Raw genomic sequence first — 21,893 nt, 5'->3', positions numbered from 1 at the left:
TCCGACTATGTTGATCAGCCCACCTTTTCTCCCGTTAGCCGCCCCAAACGAAAGCGATGAGGAGTATCTCAATCGGGCGATGAACAGTACTGAAGGAGCCTTTCCTCTCGGTCAGAACATGATCTGGCACGGTGGTATCCATCTCACGGCACCGAGGGAAGGGAACACTCACCTGCCCGTTCGCGCCATCGCCGATGGAACCGTGGCTTATGTTCGTCAGCCTACGGCAACCAACACCGATACCAGCCATCCTTTGAATTATCGAAATGGCTGGACCGATAACGGCTGCCTGATTCTGAAACACGAAACGGATATAGGCGAAGGCGCCCACGCCAAGGTTGTTTTTTATTCAATCTACATGCACTTATCCGCTATTAAATCCGTCAACATCGCAATTGATATGCCTATTTACCGGAAGGACGAATTAGGTACGGCGGGCAGGATTTATGGTGCTCCCCATAAAATCCACTTTGAAGTCATCTGCTCCCAGGAGCAACTTGGCCATTTTCTAGGCAGGAGTACCGGGCGCCTGACCACCACCAGGAATGGGCGAACTGATAGTTGTTGGGGCGATATTCACTTCTACATTCCTCCAGAAATACTGTTCTATGCCGCCCGCCCGACCAACCCAACAAGCGCAACTAATGAGTCGGCCATTGTTCACCGGCATATCGATGCCTATTTTGTTTCTATGAACTATGGGAAAGGACAGTGCACATTAACCACTCTCGATGAAGTTGGCACTCGACTGGGAGAACGGCAGGAAACGCAAGATTACGAATACAACCTCTATACGACTGCCAGTACGTTGTATCCCCGTTCACCGAGTGCGGGTTATGAGTTATTGCGATTTGGCCGGATATTGGGTCCAGATCTACTACAGCCCCATGATGCGGCGCACTGGCGACAAGTAGCCTATCCGGCGAGCGGCGCCCATCCGGCAGGCGTCGGCTGGGTCAACCTGAAAAGTCCTACAGTTACTGTCTATAGCGACGCCGACTTTCCCCATTGGCAGGGTTGGAAGTTGATTGACGATGACACCGATGGTGATGGTCGTTGCCAGTCTGAACAGGTTATGGAATTACTGGGCATTTCCGAGATTCCAGTGACGCCACAACAGCGTACTGCCTATAGTGCGATGATCAACACACCTGAAAACCAGAAAAAACTTAAACGACTGATTTGTAAATTTCCCAGCGAATGGGAAAGAGCCAATTTCTTCAACAGGTACAACTGGTTGAGTGAAGGTAATGAGCCTATTATTTCCGCGCAGGCTCAAGAAAAATTGAAGTTGCACTATGAGGCGTTGGCTTTTTGGGAAAATATGGATCTGAAAGATGTTAATTCAGAGCACTGGCATTTCCCACCAAAGGAGTTTATTCGGGTTTTTAGAAAGTGTGGATGGCTGAGTTTGGTTGAAGTTGGAGGTACGTTTCCCAAGCACATGTTTTATACCGCGAGCGGAAATCCAAGAACTTCCATAAATACAAGTGGCCAGACATATACCACAAATAGAAGAAGTGCGGAAAATAGAGTGTCAAGCCATATAGAGGATCTAAATAAAGCCATAAGAAAATATTTGGGTGCAGACAGGAAGAGAATTTCTATATTTTTAGCGCAAGTACTTCTTGAAACGGCACAGTGGAGAAATATCGGTGGAAGTAAGCGCTTAATGCATGAGTGGGGTTTTGGTCGGTATTCTGTGCTAAACCCCGCAACTGAATTTTATAGCGTGTTCTACGGAAGAGGGATAATGCAGTTGACTTGGGCTAAAAACTACAAAGCTTATGGAGAGTACCGAGGTTTTAGAAATCATGTAGGCGCATATACTGAAAGGATTTCGAATATCCCTCCACGCCTGACTAACGTTTCAATGCACTACTCAGCACATCCGGATGATGGGGGGATTGCTTTTGTCTGGGCTCCAAGATTTGATCCAGATATAGTTGCAGAGAGCAAATATAATGCGTGTGACTCGGGCGGTTTTTACTGGGTGTCTAAAGTCTTCTCTGGTGGAATGAATATAAACAGAGTTTCAGACAGGTTGTACTCGGCTAATAATATAGGACTGATCAATCGTCTAGTTAACGGCGGCGGCAACGGATATTACGAGAGACAGGCCTATACTGCCTATATGCTTCGAAAGCTTACAGACAGCATTGCTGAAACCCAAACAATAATCATATCTCCTACAGGGAAGGCTACTATCCATGCAGATATGCAGCCTGCGGAGTAGTCAGATGAATGTTAAAAAAGCAATTTTGGCGGCGCTAGTAACCTTTGTTTGCGTGTCTATTCAAGCGCAATCGCTAAGATTCAACCCCGACAAAGAAAGCGAAGTAAAGCTTTCGTGGGACGGATTAAGCTTGAATATAGATGTGAAGAGTAATGGGAATCATAAGGTAAGCGACTTTGCTTTTGAAACAGATAAGAAGCTACATATAGCGCTTGATGATTTCAATTTTGACGGAGTGGGGGATTTTGCTGTTTGGCATACTGATGATGGGATGGGTACTTACAGGATCTTTAGAGTGTTTATTTATGACGTTAAAACAATAGCCTTCACAGAGATCTTTCCAAGTTGTGGTGATGAATTTATCAATCTCGTGACTGATAAAAAAAACAGAAGTCTAAACAGTACCTACTATGAGGATAATATCCCAAAGCAGTGCGTTACTAGCTTCTGATGAAAGTGGCCAACTGCTAACCAGAATCACAAGTTCCTTTTAGTACACCTGTCCGAATGGCATGTTTTTTTGCCAATGCCACTCAAGAGATACAAGGGTATCAAACAAGTCATGAGGATAGCCCATAATGGTACAGTTCTTGACGCTGTATAGACTTCCTGCATTTAACCCATATTGGAAACTATATTGAATATTGGAGATTCAAGGGGGGCATCGACAATCAGATTTCACAAGCTTTAATGAGCAGGTTGGTCATGACCAATAATAATCGCCCTATTGCTCAGGGGGGATTCATGTATGATCCGATAAACTCTTTGAACGATATATCTACGGGCATCCCTCAAGAGATCATTGTAAAACGAGAGGCTGTAAAGGCATCGTTTGATACCACCAACAGCGCCGACGCATATGGGTTATGGTCTGGGTCAGCCAAACAGGCAGATGGATACTATGCGGCGCCTTTCAGTACATTAAGGGCTGTCACGACAAACCTTCAGACGAAACACTATTACGAAAATTCCGCGTTTGGAAATGTTGCCGCAACAATTAATACTGGATCACCATCATCAAATTTTTCGTCTATATGGGGAATCCAGGCACGATTCATGGCATTTGCAAATGCACAGGTTGTTTTAATGGATAGACTGCAATTTCCAATGTCCGCCAATAGCCTATCCATGGTTCCACTGGATTATGTTCGCAGGAGTATTGAGTGGTGAATATCATAAAATGGATGTTGGGCTTGGCAAAAGCGCAACTATGCTTACTGCTGATCTTTTCTTTTGCCGCTGTTGGTGGCGAAACCATCAAGTTAGGCAATGGTATCAGGGAAAGCATATATGCCACTGGGAAAAGCACAGTAGAAATTCACCAGAGCCATTGTCTATACAGCATGCTGCTGCTCAAGGGGCAACGCTTAAGGTTTAATACGCCAGACGTTGTATTTCTTGAGTCAAAATCAAATGAAAAAATCAAAGATTGGCCATATTTATCACAGGCCGAAACAAGCTTTGGATACAGTTGGAGTTTTAAGAAAAAATCTGGGCTGAACTCGAAATGGTTTGGTTTGATGTGTGACAATGCAAAATACTTTGATTTTGAGCCGGCATTCGAAAATCAGCTAAGCAGTGACAGCCCTGAACTGCAGCAAATCAAAAATGATAATGCATTTAAATGCCCGGGGGCGCTGAGCGAGGCAGGGTGGAGGCCAACAGAAAAAGCCGGAGCCGCCAATAGTTATGTATTTGAAGAAATAAAAAATGAAAATTTGAGCGGCTTCATTGTTGGATACAAAAACAAAGACACACCTACATTTGGTCGAGTAACGTTTTGCCTGATTAAAGGCGAAAGTGTTTTACTCGGCAGTGCTGAGAATGCCCCAGAGCCACTATCGATAAGTGCGAAAACTTTCAGTGAATTAAAGAGGGTGGCGTCAGGTATTGTATTTTTAAATTAAGCATACAGAAAAGCTGTACTCCCTAAGGGGAGTGATATTCCTAATGCGTAGCGATCACAAAAAAAGGCGGCTACCCGTAGGTAGCCGCCTTTTTCATCCCTGTCGGTAACGCTTATTCCGCCAGTTTGTAGGCAATGATGTAGTCGCCCATCTTGGTGCCCAGGGAGCCGTGGCCGCCCACGACCACCAGGACGTACTGCTGGCCGTCCTTGCCGGTGTAGCTCATCGGCGTGGCCTGGCCGCCCGCTGGCAGGCGGGATTTCCACAGTTCCTTGCCGTTTTTCACGTCATAGGCGCGGATGTACTGGTCCAGGGTGCCGCTGAGGAAGCCCACGCCACCGCCGGTGACCATGGAGCCGCCCATGCTCGGTACGCCCATCGGCAGGCCGATCGGGATTGGAGAGCTGTCGCGGCTGGTGCCGTTCTTGTGCTTCCACACCACCTTGTTGGTGGTCAGGTCGATACCGGCCACGTAGCCCCAGGCCGGTGCCTGGCAGGGTACGCCCAGAGGCGACATGAACGGGTGCATGATCACCGCGTAAGGCGCGCCAGTGTTGGGTTGCACGCCCGAGGTTTCGCTTTCGCGCTTGCTGCCGGCGGCGACTTCGGCCCGCGGCACCAGCTTGGAAACGAAGGCCATGTAGTTCGGGCTGGTGAACAGCAGTTGACGGACCGGGTCCAGCGACACGCTGCCCCAGTTGAACACGCCGACGTTGCCCGGGTAGATCAGGCTGCCCTGCACCGACGGCGGGGTGTACTGACCTTCATAGCGCAGTTCCTTGAACTGGATGCGGCACAGCATCTGGTCGAACGGCGTGGCGCCCCACATGGCTTTCTCGTCCAGTGGCGGTGGCAGCAGGTTCAGGTCCGAGCGGGCCTGGGTCGGGGCGGTGTGGTCGCCTTCGACCGCGCCGGTCGGGGCCGGGATTTCCTGGATCGGTACGATCGGGGTGCCGTCGCGACGGTCCAGCACGTACAGGCTGCCTTGCTTGGTCGGCTGGATCAGCGCCGGCTTGACGCCGTTCGCGGTCTTCATGTCGAGCAGGGTCGGCTGGCTGCCCACGTCCATGTCCCACAGGTCGTGGTGGGTGAACTGGTAGTTCCAGCGCAGCTTGCCGGTGTCGATGTCCAGGGCCACGGTGCCGGCGCTGAATTTCTCGGCGCCTGCGGTGCGGTTGCCGCCCCATTGGTCAGGCATCTGGTTGCCCAGTGGCAGGTAGACCATGCCCAGTTTCTCGTCGACGCTGGCCAGGGACCACATGTTCGGCGAGTTGCGGGTGTAGGTCTTGCCTTCCGGCAGGGGAGCGGTTTCGTCGGGGTTGCCCGAATCCCAGTTCCACACCAGGTGACCGTCGTGCACGTCGAAGGCGCGGATCACGCCGGACGGTTCATTGGTCGATTCGTTGTCGGTGACGTGGCCGCCGATGATCACCAGGTTGCGGGTGATGGCCGCCGGCGAGGTGGAGTAGTAGCCGCCCGGGGTGAACGGGCCGATACCGGCCTTGAGGTCCACGGCGCCTTTGTTGCCGAAGTCTTCACAGACTTTGCCGGTGTCGGCGTTGATGGCGATCAGGCGCGCATCGGCGGTGGGCAGGAACAGACGACGCGGGCAGCTGGCAGCGATGGCCTGGCCCGCCGGGGACAGGGTGGCCGGCTGGCTGATGGCATCGGTGTTCTTGAAGTTGGCTTCGTCGTAGTACGACACGCCACGGCAGGTCATGTGCGCCCAGCCACGGAAATCGTCGCCGTTGGGGCCCTGGATCTGCGGGTCGAAGCGCCAGATTTCCTTGCCGGTATCCGGGTCCAGAGCCAGCACCTTGCTGTGGGCGGTGCAGGCATAGAGCTTGCCGTTGACCTTCAGCGGGGTGTTCTGGTTGGTGATCTCCACCGGGTCCTTGTCGGTCGGCATGTCGCCAGTGCGGATGCGCCAGGCTTCCTGCAGTTTGCCGATGTTGGCCGGGGTGATCTGCTTCAGCGGCGAGTAGCGGTCACCGAACTCGGTGCGGCCGTAGGCCTGCCAGTCACCATCAGGGATGGCTGGCGCAGTGCTGGTCATGTCGGCGCTGTCGCGGCCCAGGTCGCCGGAGATTTCCCCAGGGTGGGTGAACTGGCTGCCGATAGCGGCGCCACCGGCCAGGACCACGGCCACGCTCAGGGCCGCGGTGCCCATCGGTGCCGGGCCATCGCGCAGCAGCGGACGGCGGAACCAGGGCAGCAGCAGGACCACGCCGAGGGCGAACCACAGCGACAGGCGTGGCACCAGTTGCCACCAGTCCAGGCCGATTTCCCACAGCGACCAGACGGTGCTGGCGAACAGCACCAGGGCGTACAGACCCAGTGCCGCGCGTTTGCCGGCCAGCAACAGCAGGCCGGTCAGCGTCAGGCCGATACCGGCCAGGACGTAGTACAGCGAGCCGCCGAGCATGCTCAGCTTGATCCCCCCGGCCAGCAAGGCCAGGCCCATTAGCAGCAGCAAGATCCCGAGCAGGCTTGGCAGCCAGCGGCTCGGACTTGAAGCACCCTCAGTGCTCATAGTGTGGTTCTCCGTGACGTTAAGAGTGGACCCGCGCTTGTTCACTGTAGATGACGATCAGGCGCGGGCTTGGTTCAGCTGAAAACTGTGAATGACGTTGTTGGGTACCAGGGGCCTTAGAACGAACTCTGGATCTTGATCCCGCCGATCAGGGCGTCGTCGACCTGGCTCACGCCACCGGGATGGCGGATGTATTGCAGGTTGGGGCGCACGGTCAGCCAGTTGGCCAGGTGCACGCCGTAGTACAGCTCGGCGCTGTATTCGGTGTCCTGCGGCGGCAGGTAGCCGGGGTTGTTGTAGTCGTAGATCGCGCGGGCCTGGTTGCTGGCCTGGGCGTTCTTGCGGTACGCCGGGTTGACGTGGACTCGGGCCAGGGCAAAGCCGATGTCGTCCTTGGCGCGGGCATCGAACAGGCCCTTGTAGACCAGGCCGGCCTGGACGTAGTTGTCGATGGCGTTGGTCTTCTTGTCATGGGCGGTGACGTTGGCGAACAGGCTCAGGCCGCGGGAATGGTCGCTGGCGACGCTGGTGACTTGCTGTTGCGCGCCGAACCACAGGCCGTGCTTGCTTGAGCTGCTGCGGTAGGCTTCGCCGCTCAGGGCCGCGCTCTGGCCGTTGCTGTCCTTGTACACGTCGCTGGCCTTGGCGCTGCTGTAGTAGTAGCCGGCGCGGTACTCACCGGCCAGGCCGTTGAGCTTGGGCGTCCACACCAGTTCCACCGGCAACAGGGTGCCCTGGGTGCCGCTGCCGCTGAGCTTGAAGCCGTTGTCGCGGTCCAGGTTCGATGGGTTCTGCTCATAGGCGCCGATCTGCGCGTAGACCTCGGGCGAGAGGTGGTATTTGACCCGCAGCGCCCACTGGCTGACCGGCCAGTTGTACCAGACGCTGCCAGCCCAGTTGCCCACCTGGGAGCCGCAGAACGCCAGGTTCTGGAAGTCGCAGGGGAAGCTGTTGAAGTCTTCGCCCTGGCCGAAGCGGCCGGCCTTGATGTCGAGCTTCTGGTCGAAGAATTTCTGCTGGTACCACATCTGCGTCAGGCGCCAGGTCTGGCCGCGGCCCCAGACTTCCTGGGCCGAGGTGAAGCCGCCGACCCGTGGGTCGTTGATCCGGTCGTTGCTGATGTTGTCGCCGTCGCGCTTGGTCACCGTCAACTGGAACTCGGCGTCATCCCAGCCGAGGATCTTCTGCAGGTCCAGGTGGCTGCCGAAGGCGAACTGGTCGCTGTAGCGCGCGGTGCGGTCGTGGTCGTAGCCACCGTGCAGGTTCGACCCCATCTCGCCGACGTAGTCGACCTTGAAGTCGTAGCCCTTGTTCGCCAGTTCCGTGCGCGTGCCGTTCCAGTCGCCGAGCATCCAGGGCGAGTCGCTGTCGAAGGCCGGGGCGGCCTGGGCGCAGGCGGCGAACCCCAGGGCGCCGAGCAGGCTCAGGGTCTTGGGCAGGGCAACGGGAGTCAGGACAGCGCTGTCTTTTAAGCGCTGAAAAACGGGCATAGGCATTCGAGTCAGGTCTTTTTCTAGGAATAGGCAGAAGCAAGGGCAGGCTGCGTGGCTTTGATCGCGATGGATCAAGGTGGCATGCCGCTGATTTCAAAAGGAAAGATGAAGCGTTTCAGCTTCAGGGTGCGAAGGATAAAGCGCCGTCTCCTGGAGAGAAAGCGCTTTTATTGACATGAACCCTTTCGGATTCGGTAACAGTGGCCGGGGCCGGGCAGGTTCAGCGCGGCGCGGTGGCCGCGGCGAGGGCGTGTTTCTGCCGGGTGTAGCTCAAGACGCAGTGCGCCACCAGGCCGAAGATCAGCCCCCAGAACGCCGCCGCCAGGCCGAGGAAACTCATGCCCGAGGCGGTGACCAGGAAGGTGATCAGCGCGGCTTCACGTTGCTTCTCGTCGGCCATGGCGCCGCTGAGCCCGGCGCTGATGGCACCGAACAGGGCCAGGCCGGCCAGGGCCGCGATCAGTTCCTTGGGCAGGGCGGCGAACACCGAGGCCAGGGTCGCGCCGAAAATCCCCATGAGGATGTAGAACAGGCCGCAGGCGATCCCGGCGATGTAGCGCTTGTTCGGGTCTTCGTGGGCTTCGCGGCCGGTGCAGATGGCGGCGGTGATGGCGGCGAGGTTGATGCCGTGGGAGCCGAAGGGCGCCAGCAGCGCCGACGTGATGGCGGTCCAGGACACGATCGAGCGCGCCGGGGTGGTGTAGCCGGCGCTGCGCATCACCGCCATGCCCGGCACGTATTGCCCGGTCAGGGTCACCAGGGCCAGGGGCAGGCCGATGTTGACGATGGCGTGCCAGTTCCACTCGGGGGCGATGAAGATCGGTTCGGCCAGGGCCAGGGTGATGGAGCCGCCGTTGAACTCGCCAAGGCCGGCGGCCACGGCGCAGCCCACCAGCAGCACCGCGAGAATCGCGTAGCGTGGCGAGAAGCGTTTGCCCAGCAGATAGGCGGCGATCATTGCCAGCACCAGGGCCGGTTGCAGGGTCACCGAAGTGAACAGCCCGGCGCCGAAGCGGAACAGGATGCCCGCCAGCATGGCCGCGGCAATGGCCTTGGGCAGGCGGCTCATGAGCTTGTCGAAGGCCCCGGACAGGCCGAGCACGGCGATGATCAACGAGGCCACGACATAGGCGCCGATGGCCTGGGGCAGCGATACCGTGGGCAGCATCGATACCAGCAGCGCTGCGCCGGGAGTGGACCAGGCGGTGATCACCGGCACTTTCAGGCGCCAGCTCAGCAGCAGGCCGGTGAGGCCGCTGCCGATGGAGATGGCCCAGATCCAGGACGACACCTGGTCACTGGGCATATGGGCTTCGCGGGCGGCCTGGAACACGATGATCAAGGGGCCGGCGTAGGAAATGATCACGGCGATCAGGCCGGCGATCACGGCGGAGAGGGACAGGTCCTTGCTGAGACTGTGCATGGCATCTCGACTGGGCATGGGGTGGAAGAAGTTGAGTCGATTGAGTTGGCGAGGGTCGAGTGTATTTCAATGAATTGAATCGATTCAATTGTTTCTCGATGTGGGCACGGCAAAATCGTTGGTGATTGAAAGTCAAGTTACTGATTTATAGGGCTTTATAGGGTTTTCAAAAAGTTGTTGGACGAATCTAGGCCAGCGGTTTGGCCTATGGATCGAATCAATTTGTCAAATGAGTCGATGTTAAGGTCGATGCACGGCTGTGATATGCTCCGGTCCACCTCAACGCAGCCGATGGTCATCAGCCTCCATGTGGGTTCCCCAGTTAAGCGAGTTCAATCAGCCGGTCTACCTGTCCATTGCCGATGCCCTGGCGCGGGATATCGGCAGCGGCCTGTTGAATGACGGTGATCGTCTGCCGACCCTGCGCGAGCTGGCGGTGACCCTGAATGTCACCCCCGGCACCATCAGCCGCGCCTACAGCGAAGCCCAGCGGCGCGGGCTGGTGCAGGGGGAAGTCGGGCGTGGCACCTACGTGCTGGCGCAGCCGCCGCTGGCGTTGCCCGAAGGTTCCAGCGCGCCGTCGCTGTCCCTGGGCCAGTCCGACGTCCTGGACCTGTCGATCATCAAGCCCTACAGCGAAACCCTGGAGTACTGGTTGCGCGGCGCTCTGGTGGGCATGGCCCACAGCAGCGACTTCGGCCGCGCCCTGGACTACGCCCCCGACGGCGGCCATCCGGCCCATCGCGAAGCCGGTGCCCAGTGGTTGCGCCACTCCCTGTCCGAAGTCCATTGGCAACAGGTGGTGCTGACGGCTGGGGCCCAGCACGGCCTGACGGTGGCCATCAGCGCCTTGAGCAACGCCGGTGACCTGCTGCTTTGCGAGTCGTTGACCTACCCGGGCATCATCTCCGTGGCCCATGGCCTGGAGCGGCGCCTGAGGGGCGTGGCGATGGACGAGGAGGGGATGCTGCCCGAGGCCCTGCGCGAGCAGTGCCTGCGGGAAAAACCGACATTGCTGGTGTGCGTCGCCAGTTGTCAGAACCCCACCACGGCGATCATGTCGCCCCGGCGCCGGGCGCAGATCGCGGCGATTGCCGAAGAGTTCGACTTTCTGATCATCGACGACGATATCTACGGCTTTCTTGCCACCGATCCGTCGATCAAGCCGCTTTCCAGCTATGCGCCGCAGCGTTCGGTGTACCTCACCAGCCTGTCCAAGGCGATCATGCCGGCGTTGCGCGTGGGTTACCTCTACAGCCCGCCCAAGCTGCTGTCGCGCCTGAGCTCGATGGTTCGCAGCAGTGTGTGGATGCCGTCGCCCCTGACCGCGCAATTGGCCAGCAACGTGATTGTCGAGGGGTTGGATCGCAAGCTGGTGCAGACCCAGCGCAGCGAAGCGGCAGTGCGCCAGGCGATTGCCCGGGAGGTGTTTGCCGGTCTGCAGATCCAGACCCAGCCCCACAGCTATCACCTGTGGCTGACGTTGCCGGAGCCGTGGAGCGCTGATGAGTTCGCCACCCTGGCCCGGGCCAATGGGGTGCTGGTGATGAGCGGCAGCCAGTTCCAGGTGGAACGCGGCGTCAGCTCCCGTTGTGTGCGGGTGGTGCTGATGTCGCCCACCACCCGGGACGAGTTGCGTTTTGCCCTGACTCAGCTGGCCAGCCTGATCGAGGCGGACCCGCGCCGTTATCGCTAAGCCCTTTGCCGGCAAGCCGGCTCCTGCACCGATCGGTAGGAGCCGGCTTGTCGGCGAACAGGGCCCTTAGAAGGTGGTGCGCAAGCCCACTTCCACGCTGCGCCCGGCGGCCGGGGCGATATCCCGCAGGATCGAGCTGGCGTAGCGCACGGTCTGGTTGGTCAGGTTCTCGCCCTTGACGAAGGCCAGCCACTGGCTATGGCCGATGTCGAAGCGATAGCCGGCGCTGGCGCCAAAGGTGGTGTAGCCATCGGTGCCGCTTTCGTGGTCCGGCACCCGGCCCTGGCTGGCGGCATGTTGCACATCCAGGCGCGCCTGCCAGCGATCCAGTTCCCACAGCAGGCCGCTGTTCAGACGCAGCGGAGCAATGCGCGGCAGGTCCTGGCCGTTGTCCAGGTTCTTGGCCCGGGTGTAGTCGCCGGACAGCTCCAGGGCGAACTTGCCGTAGGCGCTTTCCCCCAGGGTCCAGCGATCCTGGGCTTCGATCCCGGTGAAGCGTGCTCGTACTCCGCTGTAGGCGTATTCCGGAATTCCGCCTGCCTCTTCTTCGCCTTCATCGTTGAGGGTCCGGCCCGTGCCCAGCAGGCCGATGTAGTTGGAGAAGTGGCTGTAGAACACCCCGACGCTGCCTTTGTGGGTGCCGTTGTCGAAGCGCAGGGCCAGGTCGCTGGACACGGCTTTTTCCTTCGACAGCTTGGCGTTGCCCACTTCATAGGTGCCGGTGGCGACGTGAGCGCCGTTGGCATACAGCTCATAGAAGGTCGGAGCGCGTTCGGTGTAGCCCAGGGTCGCGGCCAGGGACCAGACCGGGGTCAGGGTGTAGACCGCGCCGGAGGACAGGCTGCCGGCGGTGAAGCTGCTGGACTTGTCGGCCTGGGCGAAGCGTGGGTTGCCTTTGCCGTCCGGGTCCACGGTGGTGTGTTCCAGGCGCCCGCCGAGACTCAGGCGCAGGCGTTCGGTGGCTTGCAGCTCTTCGAGGATGAACAGCGCGCCGCTGTTGGTATCGGTTTGCGGGACGAAGGCTTCTTCGCCCAGGGCGGAGAACTCGTTGCGATTGACCTGGGCGCCGATCACCCCTTCCAGCGGGCCGAGGGGCTGGTGCCGGGCTTCGACCCGGGCTTCGTAACCCTTGTTCTTGAAGGTGGTGCCGGTTTCGCCGCCCTCGATCTCACGGTGTTGGTAGTCGGTGTAGCCCGCGTTGAACTTGAGCGAGCTGAACGGGCCCTGCAGGTTGCGCAGTTCCGAAGCGAAGGCGTAGTGGTCCTGCTTCATGCGGATGCGCACGTCGTCTTCGGCGGGGGAGCCGTAGTTGGAGTCGTAGTTGCTGTAGGACAGGCCGGCATAACCGTCGTCCCAGGTGTAGGAACCGCCGATGGCGCCGCCGTCCTGGCGTCCGTCGCTGTTGCCCAGGCGGCCTTTCTTGGCATCGCCGTCGTCACTGGCCGGGGCGTGGCGGCTGCGGGCGTAGCCGGGAATCTTCAGGTCGTTGAACTGCCGGGAGTTGGCGTCCAGGTGCAGGGCGAAGGTGCCGTCGCCGGCTTCCAGTTTGCCGGCGCTGCTGCGGGTGGTGTCGGCGCCGCCGTAGCGCAACTCGCCGGCGCCGTGAATCCCTTCGATGGCTTCGGTGGGAATGCGATTGTCGAAGCTGTTGATCACCCCGCCAATGGCGTTGCCGCCGTACAGCAGGGCCGCCGGGCCGCGGACGATTTCAATGCGCTCGACGTTCACCGGGTCCAGGGGCACCGCGTGATCGTAGGACAGCGACGAAGCATCCAGGGCGCCGACGCCGTTCTGCAGGATGCGGATGCGGTCGCCGTCCAGGCCGCGAATCACCGGGCGGCTGGCGCCGGGGCCGAAGTAGGACGAAGACACCCCCGGCTGTTTGTTCAGGGTTTCACCGAGGCTGCCTTTCTGTTCCAGGGTCAGTTGGTCGCCTTCCAGCACGGTGCTCGGGGCGGCCAGCTCGGTGCTGCCCAAAGGGTTGGCGGTGATGACCTGCCGGGGCAATTCCACGGCGTGGGCCTGGGAGGCGAGCAGCAGTGCGGCGGACAGGGGCGACAGGCGCCACAGTAAAGAGCGAGAAGGACGGGAGGCTGAACGGGACATCGGTCATTCCTTGGCAAGCAGGGCGCTAGGCGCTTTGAGTCAGAGGACAGGCGGGACACGGGGGTGCCCAGAATGCGGGTGAGTTGTTATTGATTGATACAATATAACATCTCTTTTATCGCGAAAAGCCAGGAACTTTTTGCCGCTCATGCCCGAGCACCGCACGGGCGGGTGGCGGCTACAGTTATTCAAGCGCTCTGGCGCGGGGGCATGCCCTCGGCTAAGGTGCGCGGCTTTCCCTCTTTTCTTCCCGCAAAGGCCTGGCATGACCGACACCCACACCGACCCGCTGCATGGCGTGACCCTGGAACAGATCCTCAAGGCGCTGGTGGAGCACTACGAGTGGTCGGGGTTGGCCGAGCGCATCGATATCCGCTGTTTCAAGAGCGATCCGAGCATCAAGTCGAGCCTGACCTTCCTGCGCAAGACGCCCTGGGCGCGGGAAAAGGTCGAGAAGCTCTACGTGAAGTTGCAACGCACCAAGCGCCCGCTTTAAGGAACCCCATGGCTGGCTTCTCGCTGCGGGGGCTGTTCACTCGGCGCGGCCTGATTGCCGTGGCGGCGATCCTTGGCTGGTTCGGGCTGACCGTCCAGCTGTACCTGATCCTGCTGCTGCGCTGGGAGGTGGGCGCCAGTCTGTTGGGCGGCCTGGTGAATTTCTTCAGCTTCTTCACCGTGCTCAGCAACACCCTGGTGGCCAGTGTGCTGACCTGCGCCCTGAACCTGCGGATATCCCGGGGGCAGGCATTCATGCTCAGGCCCGCGGTCAGTGGCGCGGTGGCGGCGAGCATTGTGCTGGTGGGCTTGGCCTACAGCCTGCTGTTGCGTCACCTGTGGCATCCCCAGGGCTGGCAATGGCTGGCCGATGAGTTGCTGCACGACGTGATGCCGCTGCTGTTTTTGCTCTATTGGTGGTGTTGCGTGCCCAAGGGCGGGCTGCGACTCAAGCACATCGGTCTGTGGATACTCTACCCGGTGCTGTATTTCGCCTACCTGCTGTTGCGCGGAAATCTGCTGGGGCTGTACCCCTATCCCTTCATTGCCGTGGACAAGCTGGGGTATCCCCAGGTGTTGCTCAATGCCCTGGGGATATTGGCCGGATTTGTCCTGGTGTCCCTGCTGTTGCTGGGCCTGGACCGCTGGCTGGGCGGGCGCCAATCCCAGCCCCGGTAGGCGGGGTTATTCCGCTTCGCTGCTGTCCAGGCGCCAGTAACCGGCAGCCTTGACGAATTCGTCGTTGAGCCGGTGTTCATCCAGCAACACCCGACGAACCTGGCGCGACACTTTGCTCTCGGTGGCCACCCAGGCGTACAGCTTGCCTGGCGGCATCTGCAACTGACGCACGGTGCTGAGCAGGTCCTGCCCGCCACCGTCACGTTCGACCCAGATCACCTGCACCTCGGCGGCGCTGTCCAGGGGCTGACGTTCGGCGGCGTCCTGCACCTCGATCACCGCCAGCACCCGGCGGCCGGCCGGCAGCTCTTCCAGGCGCCGGGCAATGGCCGGCAAGGCGGTTTCATCGCCGATCAACAGGTAGCTGTCGAAGATGTCCGGCACGATCATCGAGCCCCGGGGGCCGCCGATGTGCAGGTACTGCCCCGGCTTGGCCTGCTCGGCCCAGGTCGAGGCCGGGCCGTCGCCGTGGAGCACGAAGTCGATGTCCAGTTCGCCCAGCTCCAGGTCGTAGCGGCGTGGGGTGTAGTCGCGCATGGCCGGCATCGGGCCGCTGTCCTTGCCCGGGCCCAGCACCAGGGTTTCCAGGGCGGCTTGCTGTTCGGCGTTCTGCGGAAACAGCAGCTTCACATGGTCGTCGCTGCCCAGGCTGATGAAGCCGGCCAGCTCGGGCCCGCCGAGGGTGATGCGGCGCATGCGCGGGGTCAGGTCGACGACGCGCAGGACCTCCAGGCGCCGGCGCTTGATCTCGTGCATGACCCGGTGAATGGACAGTTCTGGGCTGGCAGTCATTGGCTTTTCTCCTGGGCAGGGTGGCTGAGGGGGCCATCGACAATGGCCTTGGCGGTGTTGTTCAGCAGGTCGCGGACCCGGAGGATTTCTTCCGGGCTCCAGCGGCCGTGGTGCATCTGCAGGGCGTGGCGCAGGTTGTGCACCGCCTCGTGGATCTCCGCGGGGCGATCGTGCCCGCGCAGGGAACGCTTGCTGACTTCGATGCGCATGCGCACGCCGTCCAGGGCGATGGCTTGCTCCTGCAGGGACTGACGTCCGGCGTCGGTCACGCTGTAGCGCTTTTTGCCGCCTTCGGCGTCGCCCAGGATCAGCTCGCTTTCTTCCAGGAAGGTCAGGGTCGGGTAGATCACCCCGGGGCTGGGGCTGTAGGCGCCGTCGAACATGCTTTCGATCTGGCGGATCAGGTCGTAGCCGTGGCACGGCTGTTCGGCGATCAGCGCCAAGAGCAGCAGTTTCAGGTCGCCGGGGGCGAAGACCCGGGGGCCGCGACCACCGCGTTCGCGGCCGGGGCGGCGTTCGAAAATCTCATGGTTGTCCCCGTGTTCACGATGGGGAGGAGGGTGATGCTCGCTCATTTTCTCGTTCTCCGTTTCGATTTAGACATAACTTAAGATATATCTTAAGTGGCGTGCAAGCATTTCTGCCCGCGACGCAGCGGCCGTTTGTCGGAGAAGGAGGAGTGAACGACGAACCCGGATTCAGCGTTGGGCGAGGTTGCCCAGGCACTGGGTACTGCTGTCCGGCTGCAGGTACGGCATGAGGATCGGCGCCATGCCCTTGAGCACCTGCACCGGCAAGGCCGAGGTGAACTTGAAGGCTTGTGCCGAGGCGCCCGGCACGTAGGCGGTGAGGGTGCCGAAGTGGTGCTCGCCGATATAGAACACGAAGGTCGCGGTGCGGTTGATGGACTTGGAACTCAGCACCCGACCGCCGGCACCGATGGCTTCGATGCGGTTGTCGCCGGTGCCGGTCTTGCCGCCCATGGCCAGCGGGGTGCCATCCGCCAGCTTGAAGCTGCCGGACACCCGTTTCGCGGTGCCGGCATCCACCACCTGGGACAAGGCCCCGCGCAGGGCCGTGGCGACTTCCGACGGCATGACCCGCTTGCCCTTGCCCGGGTCATTGCTCAGGCGGGTTTCGTAGGGCGTGCCGGCGGCGAAGTGCAGGCTGTCGATGCGCAAGGTCGGCAGGCGCACGCCGTCGTTGAGGATGGTGCCCACCAGCTCGGCCAGGGCCGCCGGACGGTCGCCGGAGCTGCCGATGGCGGTGGCCAGGGACGGCACCAGGTGGTCGAACGGATAGCCGACGCTCTGCCAGCGCTGGTGAATATCCAGAAACGCCTCGATCTCCAGCATGGTGCGGATGCGACTGTCCCGGGCGCTGCGATGGCGACTCTTGAACAGCCAGCTGTACACCTCCTGACGCTCGAACTCGCTGGCCTTGACGATCTGGCTGAAGCTCGCGTCGGGGTTGTTCATCAGGTAGCCCAGCAGCCACAGATCCAGGGGATGGACCTTGGCGATGTAGCCCTGGTCCGGCAGGTCGTAGGCTCCCGGGCCATAGCTGGCGTAGAGCTTGTCCAGGCGTTCGTCGGTGAGCTTTTCGCCGGTCTTGGCGTTTTTCATGTGGGCCCGGACAAAGCGCTTGAAGCTTTCCTGGCTGGCATCGGGCAGCAGGTAGCGGTGCACCGCGGCCAGGCGGATCGCCGTGGGATGCATGCCGTCGAGAAAGGTGTCCAGGCGTGTCTGGGTGTCCTTGTTGCGGTACTTCTTCCAGAACCGCAGGAGAAACGACGTGCCTTCGCGATCGGCGAAGCGCGCCAGGTACTCCTGGCGCCGCGGGTTGGCGTCGTCGCTGAGCAGTTCGGCGCTGGCGCTGTCGCCACCGTAGGTGCTGTAGCGCACCAGATCGCGCATCAGGCGGATGAACGGCAGGTTGATGGATTCGCGCAGGGCATCGCGCAGGGTCGGGCTGCGGCCGTTGTCTTCATTGCGGAAGTTGTGGAAGTGATGCACCCCGCCCCCGGTGAAGAAGGCTTCGCCGGGACTGGCGGAGTAGGTGCGGTCCAGGGCCGCGTCGAGCATCTTCGGCAGGCTGCGGTCGCTGTTCTGCATCAGGTAGTCGATGGCCCAGCGGCTCAGCCGGTCCTGGTCGTTGACCGCAACCTTCTTCAGCTCGGCCGGGGTCTGTCCGGCATGCCTGTCGTGCAGCTCGGCGATGATCTGCAGGTAGGTGGTCAGCACCCGCAGCTTGGCAGTGGAGCCCAGTTCCAGCTTGCTGCCTTCGTTGATATCGAACGGCTGGTCGGTGCTGTCGGTCTGCACTCGCACCCGCGAGCCGTCCGGGGTCAGTTCGAACAGGGTGAAGCTGTAGCGCACCTGGGTGGTGCTGGTGGGGGTCAACAGGCGCTCGCCGAGCACGCCGATCTGCGCGGCGAAGGCCGGGTCGGCCAGGTGCTTGAGGTAGTCGGTGGCCTGGCGTTGCAGGTCGCTCTGCAGGGTGCTGGTGGCGGACAGGTCGAGGCGGTCCAGGTCGTACAGGGGCCGGTTGAGCAGCGCCGCCAGCCGGCTGCGGGCCACGCTGATGCCCTTGTTGGTTTCGATCGGCTGGATCGTCGGCTGTTGCTGCCAGTCGCGGTAGCTGACCTTGCTGGCCAGGGCGGCGGCGCTCAGGGCCGGGTCGATGATGTCGTTCTGGGCCAGCAGGCGGATATGGCTGTCGGTCAGTTCCGCCAGCTCTGCGCGGCCCTTGGCCAGGTAATGGGAAGGGCGACGTTGCGCGATCATCAGCGACAGCACCTGACGCAGGGCCAACCCGCGCTGGGCCAGGCTTTGCGAGTCGTTGGCGGTGCTGCTCAACGCCCGGTTGACCTGTTCGAAATCGGCGCCGTACCAGACCCGCAATCCTTCGGCCATGCCATGCACCTCACCGTGTCCGGGCACTGCCGACAGCGGCACGCTGTTGAGGTAGTCGCGGACGATCCGGCGCCGGGCTTCCAGGGTTTGCGGGCCATCCTGATAGGCACGCACGCTGGCAGAGACCATCTGCCGGATCTTCTCGCCCCCGGACAGCGTCAGGCCGTCGGGGGAGTGGCGGTATTTCTCCAGCTGGGTGGCCAGGGTGCTGCCGCCGGCTGTCTGTCCCGGCAGGTGCATGAGCTTGGCCACCTGGGACCAGGCGGCCTTGGCGAAGCGTGGCCAGTCCACCGCCGGATTGGCCAGGGCCAGCTTGGGATCCAGCAGGTCGCGGTTCTCGATGAACAGCAGGCTGTGCACCATCAGCGGGGGGATGCTGGCGAAACTGGCATACAGCTGTTGCGGATAATTGAAGCGGTACAAGGGCGCGGCGCGGCAATCGGTGATGGACAGCCCGGCCTGGATCTTTTCGGTATAGGGCACGAAAAAGCCATGTTTGCTGTAGTCCATCAACGCTGCGGAAAACCGCGTCTGTGCGTCGATCTGGTAGCCGCGCTTGAGCAGGCGCGGCAGGAATTCCCCCAGGGCGCTGTAGCCCAGGCGGCGGTCGAAGGGACCGGCGCCAGGGTAGAGCACGGCATCGCTGGGCCCGGGTTGCAGGGAGTAGCTCAAATCGCTGGCCAGCCGGCTGAATTCCCGGGCCTGGAGCTTGGAGGTGCGCATCTCCCGGGACGCGGCTACCCCCAGGGCAATCAGGGCAATCAGCAGCAACAGCCAGAACAGGCGCCAGGCATAACGGCGCGCTCGGGGCTTTTTGGGTAAAGGCGCTTCGTCCTCGCTGTGGCCTGGCACTGCGGTTTTACGCGAATCGGTTTGCCACAGAGCGCCCATAGTCGATTGATCCATTCACGCAGATTGATCGGACTTGCCTGAAGCTTAGTCGGTGGCGGCCATGGGTGAGGAAATTGTGAAAACGACTCGGTCCCGCTTCTGTGGCGAGGGAGCTTGCTCCCGTTCGACTGCGCAGCAGCCGCCAAGCCTGAGCATGGGTTGCGTCAGAGAGATCACGGTGGCTGAGTCCAGGGCCGCTGCGCGACCCGGCGGGAGCAAGCTCCCTCGCCACAGGGTGGTGGGAGATTGCCGGGCTAGAGCCTTTGCATAGGTAAATACGCCCTAGGTAGGGGCATGACGATGCACCAGGGCTGTGCAATACTCCGGACCCTTTCGGAATGAGGTATTGAGGCAAAAAGCAGGTAATGCTTCTTTGCAAAAGCGCTTTAGGCCGAGATTTCTCTCTGAATTTAGCTACTTATAGAGTGAAAAGCCCTATCAGGAGCTTTTTATACTGCGCACCCCGCTGATCTGGCAGGTCTTGTCCTACAGACGCGCCGCCCCACAAGGCCGGAACGGTTGAGCAAGCTGCGGCTACCCGCCATGGCTTCGCAGACTCGGTGGTTCAATCCAATAACAAAATGAGGTTGTATCTCTATGTCAGTTGGCAACCAACTGCCCCACGGCGAGTCCGCTCAGGGCGGTCCGCTGAAACGCGAACTGGGTGAACGGCATATTCGCTTGATGGCCCTGGGCGCCTGCATTGGTGTCGGCCTGTTCCTGGGCTCGGCCAAGGCCATCGAAATGGCCGGCCCGGCCATCATGCTGTCCTACATCATCGGCGGCCTGGCGATCCTGGTGATCATGCGCGCCCTCGGCGAGATGGCGGTGCACAACCCGGTCGCCGGGTCCTTCAGCCGTTACGCACAAGACTACCTGGGTCCATTGGCGGGTTTTCTCACCGGCTGGAACTACTGGTTCCTGTGGCTGGTGACCTGCGTCGCGGAAATCACCGCGGTGGCGGTGTACATGGGCATCTGGTTCCCCGATGTGCCGCGCTGGATCTGGGCCCTGGCGGCCCTGGTGAGCATGGGCTCGATCAACCTGATCGCGGTCAAGGCCTTCGGTGAGTTCGAGTTCTGGTTTGCCCTGATCAAGATCGTCACCATCATCGCCATGGTCATCGGCGGTGTCGGCATCATTGCCTTCGGCTTCGGCAACGATGGCGTGGCCCTGGGGATCTCCAACCTGTGGACCCACGGCGGCTTCATGCCCAATGGCGTGACCGGCGTGCTGATGTCGCTACAGATGGTGATGTTCGCCTACCTGGGCGTAGAGATGATCGGCCTCACCGCCGGTGAAGCGCGCAACCCGCAGAAGACCATTCCCAACGCCATCGGCTCGGTGTTCTGGCGCATCCTGCTGTTCTACGTGGGCGCGCTGTTCGTGATCCTGTCGATCTACCCGTGGAACGAGATCGGCACCCAGGGCAGCCCGTTCGTGATGACCTTCGAGCGTCTGGGCATCAAGACCGCCGCCGGCATCATCAACTTCGTGGTGATCACTGCCGCGCTGTCGTCCTGCAACGGCGGCATCTTCAGCACCGGGCGCATGCTCTACAGCCTGGCGCAGAACGGCCAGGCCCCGGCCGGCTTCGCCAAGACCTCGAACAACGGCGTGCCGCGTCGCGCGCTGCTGCTGTCGATCTTCGCCTTGCTGCTGGGCGTGCTGCTGAACTACCTGGTGCCGGAGAAGGTGTTCGTCTGGGTGACGTCGATCGCCACCTTCGGTGCGATCTGGACCTGGGTGATGATCCTTCTGGCCCAGCTCAAGTTCCGCAAGGGCCTGAGCCCGAGCGAGCGTGCCGCGTTGAAGTACCGCATGTGGCTGTACCCGGTCAGTTCCTACCTGGCCCTGGCGTTCCTGGTGCTGGTGGTGGGGCTGATGGCCTACTTCCCGGACACCCGCGTGGCGCTGTACGTCGGCCCGGCGTTCCTGGTGCTGCTGACCGTGCTGTTCTACCTGTTCAAGCTGCAACCGACCAATGTCCAGCAAGGGGCGGTACGCTCGGCGTCCTGAGAGGTGCTGCGGGGATGCGGCTGGCTTGAACATCCCCGACTGAAAAGCTGAGACACGCCATCCGGCGGCCTGCCAAGGCCGCCGGATTTTTTTTGCCCGGGTCAGCCGCCCAGGGTGCCGCTGCGATCGGCGTCGAAGATGGCCTTGGCCTGTTGTGCCGGGGGCGTCAGCAGGGCCAGCAACGCTGTCTCGCTGTAGAGCTGCCGGTTGGCCAGGGTTTTCGGCGTGGGTTCGATGGGAATCAGCTGATCCTGGTCGCCGCCGTGCAGCCAGATCGCGGTCATTTGCAGGGCCGGGACGAACAGCAAGCGCAGCTCATGGCTTTGGCCCTGCAACTGGGGAGCCTGCTCGGCAAGTTCCAGGGCACTCACCACGGACGCCGCCAGGGCACCGTGGTTCAGCGCCGAGAAGCCGAGCTTGCCGGCCACCTCGCTCAGTTGCGCATCGGCGATCGACACCCCGGCATCGAACACCAGGTAGTGCCAGTCACCGGCCTTGGCCTCGGCCAGCCCTTTGCCCTGGGCCAGGTCCTCCAGGCCCAGGGTGTAGCCGCGAAAGGCCTGGGACAGCTTCAGGTTGCCGGCGCGGGCCTGGGCAAACCCGCGGTTGATGCCGAAACCCTGGGTCTGCAGGGCCGCCTGGAGTGCCGAACGCAGGTGCTGGACGCCATCGACAGGCGCCTTGGGGTAAGTCAGTTGCATGACGCCTC

At 61.0% G+C, this 21,893-nt stretch carries 16 protein-coding genes; 8 read left to right on the top strand and 8 right to left on the bottom strand.

What is annotated here, in order from left to right; translation table 11 throughout:
• The first annotated feature begins 7 nt into the window (after positions 1-7).
• The 4 genes from POS17_RS31965 to POS17_RS31955 all read left to right on the top strand — a co-directional run bounded on the left by POS17_RS31965 (position 8) and on the right by POS17_RS31955 (position 4,143).
• Positions 8-2,236, top strand: a complete 2,229-nt coding sequence (locus POS17_RS31965; RefSeq protein ID WP_129406396.1) for a M23 family metallopeptidase — start codon at positions 8-10, stop codon at positions 2,234-2,236.
• Between the two features lie 4 nt (positions 2,237-2,240).
• On the top strand, positions 2,241-2,687 hold the full coding sequence (locus POS17_RS24110) for an XAC2610-related protein (protein ID WP_129406397.1): 447 nt from the start codon (positions 2,241-2,243) through the stop codon (positions 2,685-2,687).
• Positions 2,688-2,941: 254 nt separating this feature from the next.
• Positions 2,942-3,406 (top strand): hypothetical protein, encoded by a 465-nt coding sequence (locus POS17_RS31960; RefSeq protein WP_129406398.1) that lies wholly within the window; start codon positions 2,942-2,944, stop codon positions 3,404-3,406.
• The gene (locus POS17_RS31955) at positions 3,403-4,143 is read left to right on the top strand and encodes a hypothetical protein (RefSeq protein ID WP_129406399.1); all 741 of its coding nucleotides are present in this window, start codon (positions 3,403-3,405) and stop codon (positions 4,141-4,143) included. The genes POS17_RS31960 and POS17_RS31955 overlap by 4 nt, the downstream gene beginning before the upstream one ends.
• A gap of 112 nt (positions 4,144-4,255) precedes the next feature.
• Here POS17_RS31955 and POS17_RS24105 read toward each other — a convergent pair whose 3' ends face one another.
• The 3 genes from POS17_RS24105 to POS17_RS24095 all read right to left on the bottom strand — a co-directional run bounded on the left by POS17_RS24105 (position 4,256) and on the right by POS17_RS24095 (position 9,592).
• Positions 4,256-6,676: a glucose/quinate/shikimate family membrane-bound PQQ-dependent dehydrogenase gene (locus POS17_RS24105; RefSeq protein WP_060840842.1), complete on the bottom strand. Its 2,421-nt coding sequence runs from the start codon at positions 6,674-6,676 to the stop codon at positions 4,256-4,258.
• Between the two features lie 116 nt (positions 6,677-6,792).
• Positions 6,793-8,166, bottom strand: coding sequence for a carbohydrate porin (locus POS17_RS24100; protein WP_060840841.1), 1,374 nt, complete (start codon positions 8,164-8,166; stop codon positions 6,793-6,795).
• Between the two features lie 223 nt (positions 8,167-8,389).
• Positions 8,390-9,592, bottom strand: coding sequence for a benzoate/H(+) symporter BenE family transporter (locus POS17_RS24095; protein ID WP_060840840.1), 1,203 nt, complete (start codon positions 9,590-9,592; stop codon positions 8,390-8,392).
• Between the two features lie 307 nt (positions 9,593-9,899).
• Here POS17_RS24095 and POS17_RS24090 point away from each other — a divergent pair, with 307 nt between their 5' ends.
• On the top strand, positions 9,900-11,288 hold the full coding sequence (locus POS17_RS24090) for an aminotransferase-like domain-containing protein (RefSeq protein ID WP_060840839.1): 1,389 nt from the start codon (positions 9,900-9,902) through the stop codon (positions 11,286-11,288).
• Positions 11,289-11,354: 66 nt separating this feature from the next.
• On the opposite strand, the gene POS17_RS24085 is transcribed toward POS17_RS24090, so the two are convergent.
• On the bottom strand, positions 11,355-13,394 hold the full coding sequence (locus POS17_RS24085; RefSeq protein ID WP_060840838.1) for a TonB-dependent receptor: 2,040 nt from the start codon (positions 13,392-13,394) through the stop codon (positions 11,355-11,357).
• A 265-nt stretch (positions 13,395-13,659) separates the two neighbouring features.
• Between POS17_RS24085 and POS17_RS24080 the strand changes: the two genes are divergently transcribed.
• Together POS17_RS24080 and POS17_RS24075 are read left to right on the top strand one after the other, a co-directional pair.
• Complete coding sequence (locus POS17_RS24080) at positions 13,660-13,890, top strand: VF530 family DNA-binding protein (protein ID WP_019093117.1); 231 nt, start codon at positions 13,660-13,662, stop codon at positions 13,888-13,890.
• An 8-nt stretch (positions 13,891-13,898) separates the two neighbouring features.
• A complete protein-coding gene (locus POS17_RS24075; protein ID WP_060840837.1) occupies positions 13,899-14,567 on the top strand; it encodes a Pr6Pr family membrane protein in 669 nt (222 codons plus the stop codon).
• Positions 14,568-14,573: 6 nt separating this feature from the next.
• On the opposite strand, the gene POS17_RS24070 is transcribed toward POS17_RS24075, so the two are convergent.
• From POS17_RS24070 to POS17_RS24060, 3 genes are all read right to left on the bottom strand, one after another.
• Positions 14,574-15,359, bottom strand: a complete 786-nt coding sequence (locus POS17_RS24070) for a siderophore-interacting protein (protein ID WP_060840836.1) — start codon at positions 15,357-15,359, stop codon at positions 14,574-14,576.
• Complete coding sequence (locus tag POS17_RS24065; protein ID WP_060840835.1) at positions 15,356-15,934, bottom strand: PadR family transcriptional regulator; 579 nt, start codon at positions 15,932-15,934, stop codon at positions 15,356-15,358. The genes POS17_RS24070 and POS17_RS24065 overlap by 4 nt, the downstream gene beginning before the upstream one ends.
• Before the next feature lie 123 nt (positions 15,935-16,057).
• Positions 16,058-19,165 carry a transglycosylase domain-containing protein gene (locus POS17_RS24060; RefSeq protein ID WP_060840834.1) on the bottom strand — a complete coding sequence of 1,036 codons (3,108 nt, stop codon included), beginning with the start codon at positions 19,163-19,165 and terminating at the stop codon, positions 16,058-16,060.
• A 597-nt stretch (positions 19,166-19,762) separates the two neighbouring features.
• Between POS17_RS24060 and POS17_RS24055 the strand changes: the two genes are divergently transcribed.
• Entirely contained in the window at positions 19,763-21,184 is a 1,422-nt protein-coding gene (locus POS17_RS24055; RefSeq protein WP_016968550.1) for an amino acid permease, read from the top strand.
• A gap of 101 nt (positions 21,185-21,285) precedes the next feature.
• On the opposite strand, the gene POS17_RS24050 is transcribed toward POS17_RS24055, so the two are convergent.
• Positions 21,286-21,885, bottom strand: a complete 600-nt coding sequence (locus POS17_RS24050; protein WP_060840833.1) for a hypothetical protein — start codon at positions 21,883-21,885, stop codon at positions 21,286-21,288.
• Between the last annotated feature and the right edge of the window lie 8 nt (positions 21,886-21,893).

It is taken from the genome of Pseudomonas sp. Os17, from assembly GCF_001547895.1.
In the GTDB taxonomy this organism is placed as follows: Bacteria; Pseudomonadota; Gammaproteobacteria; order Pseudomonadales; family Pseudomonadaceae; genus Aquipseudomonas.
The sequence above is the reverse complement of the archived record's forward strand: the minus strand, read 5'-3'. Positions and strand labels throughout refer to the sequence as shown.

Coding starts and splice junctions, on each gene's coding strand:
- POS17_RS24085 (WP_060840838.1), bottom strand. CDS start 13,394: ATGTCCCGTTCAGCCTCCCGTCCTTCTCGCTCTTTACTGTGGCGCCTG.
- POS17_RS24080 (WP_019093117.1), top strand. CDS start 13,660: ATGACCGACACCCACACCGACCCGCTGCATGGCGTGACCCTGGAACAG.
- POS17_RS24050 (WP_060840833.1), bottom strand. CDS start 21,885: ATGCAACTGACTTACCCCAAGGCGCCTGTCGATGGCGTCCAGCACCTG.
- POS17_RS24060 (WP_060840834.1), bottom strand. CDS start 19,165: ATGGGCGCTCTGTGGCAAACCGATTCGCGTAAAACCGCAGTGCCAGGC.
- POS17_RS24095 (WP_060840840.1), bottom strand. CDS start 9,592: ATGCACAGTCTCAGCAAGGACCTGTCCCTCTCCGCCGTGATCGCCGGC.
- POS17_RS24075 (WP_060840837.1), top strand. CDS start 13,899: ATGGCTGGCTTCTCGCTGCGGGGGCTGTTCACTCGGCGCGGCCTGATT.
- POS17_RS24070 (WP_060840836.1), bottom strand. CDS start 15,359: ATGACTGCCAGCCCAGAACTGTCCATTCACCGGGTCATGCACGAGATC.
- POS17_RS24055 (WP_016968550.1), top strand. CDS start 19,763: ATGTCAGTTGGCAACCAACTGCCCCACGGCGAGTCCGCTCAGGGCGGT.
- POS17_RS24105 (WP_060840842.1), bottom strand. CDS start 6,676: ATGAGCACTGAGGGTGCTTCAAGTCCGAGCCGCTGGCTGCCAAGCCTG.
- POS17_RS24065 (WP_060840835.1), bottom strand. CDS start 15,934: ATGAGCGAGCATCACCCTCCTCCCCATCGTGAACACGGGGACAACCAT.
- POS17_RS24090 (WP_060840839.1), top strand. CDS start 9,900: ATGTGGGTTCCCCAGTTAAGCGAGTTCAATCAGCCGGTCTACCTGTCC.
- POS17_RS31965 (WP_129406396.1), top strand. CDS start 8: ATGTTGATCAGCCCACCTTTTCTCCCGTTAGCCGCCCCAAACGAAAGC.
- POS17_RS31960 (WP_129406398.1), top strand. CDS start 2,942: ATGACCAATAATAATCGCCCTATTGCTCAGGGGGGATTCATGTATGAT.
- POS17_RS24100 (WP_060840841.1), bottom strand. CDS start 8,166: ATGCCCGTTTTTCAGCGCTTAAAAGACAGCGCTGTCCTGACTCCCGTT.
- POS17_RS24110 (WP_129406397.1), top strand. CDS start 2,241: ATGAATGTTAAAAAAGCAATTTTGGCGGCGCTAGTAACCTTTGTTTGC.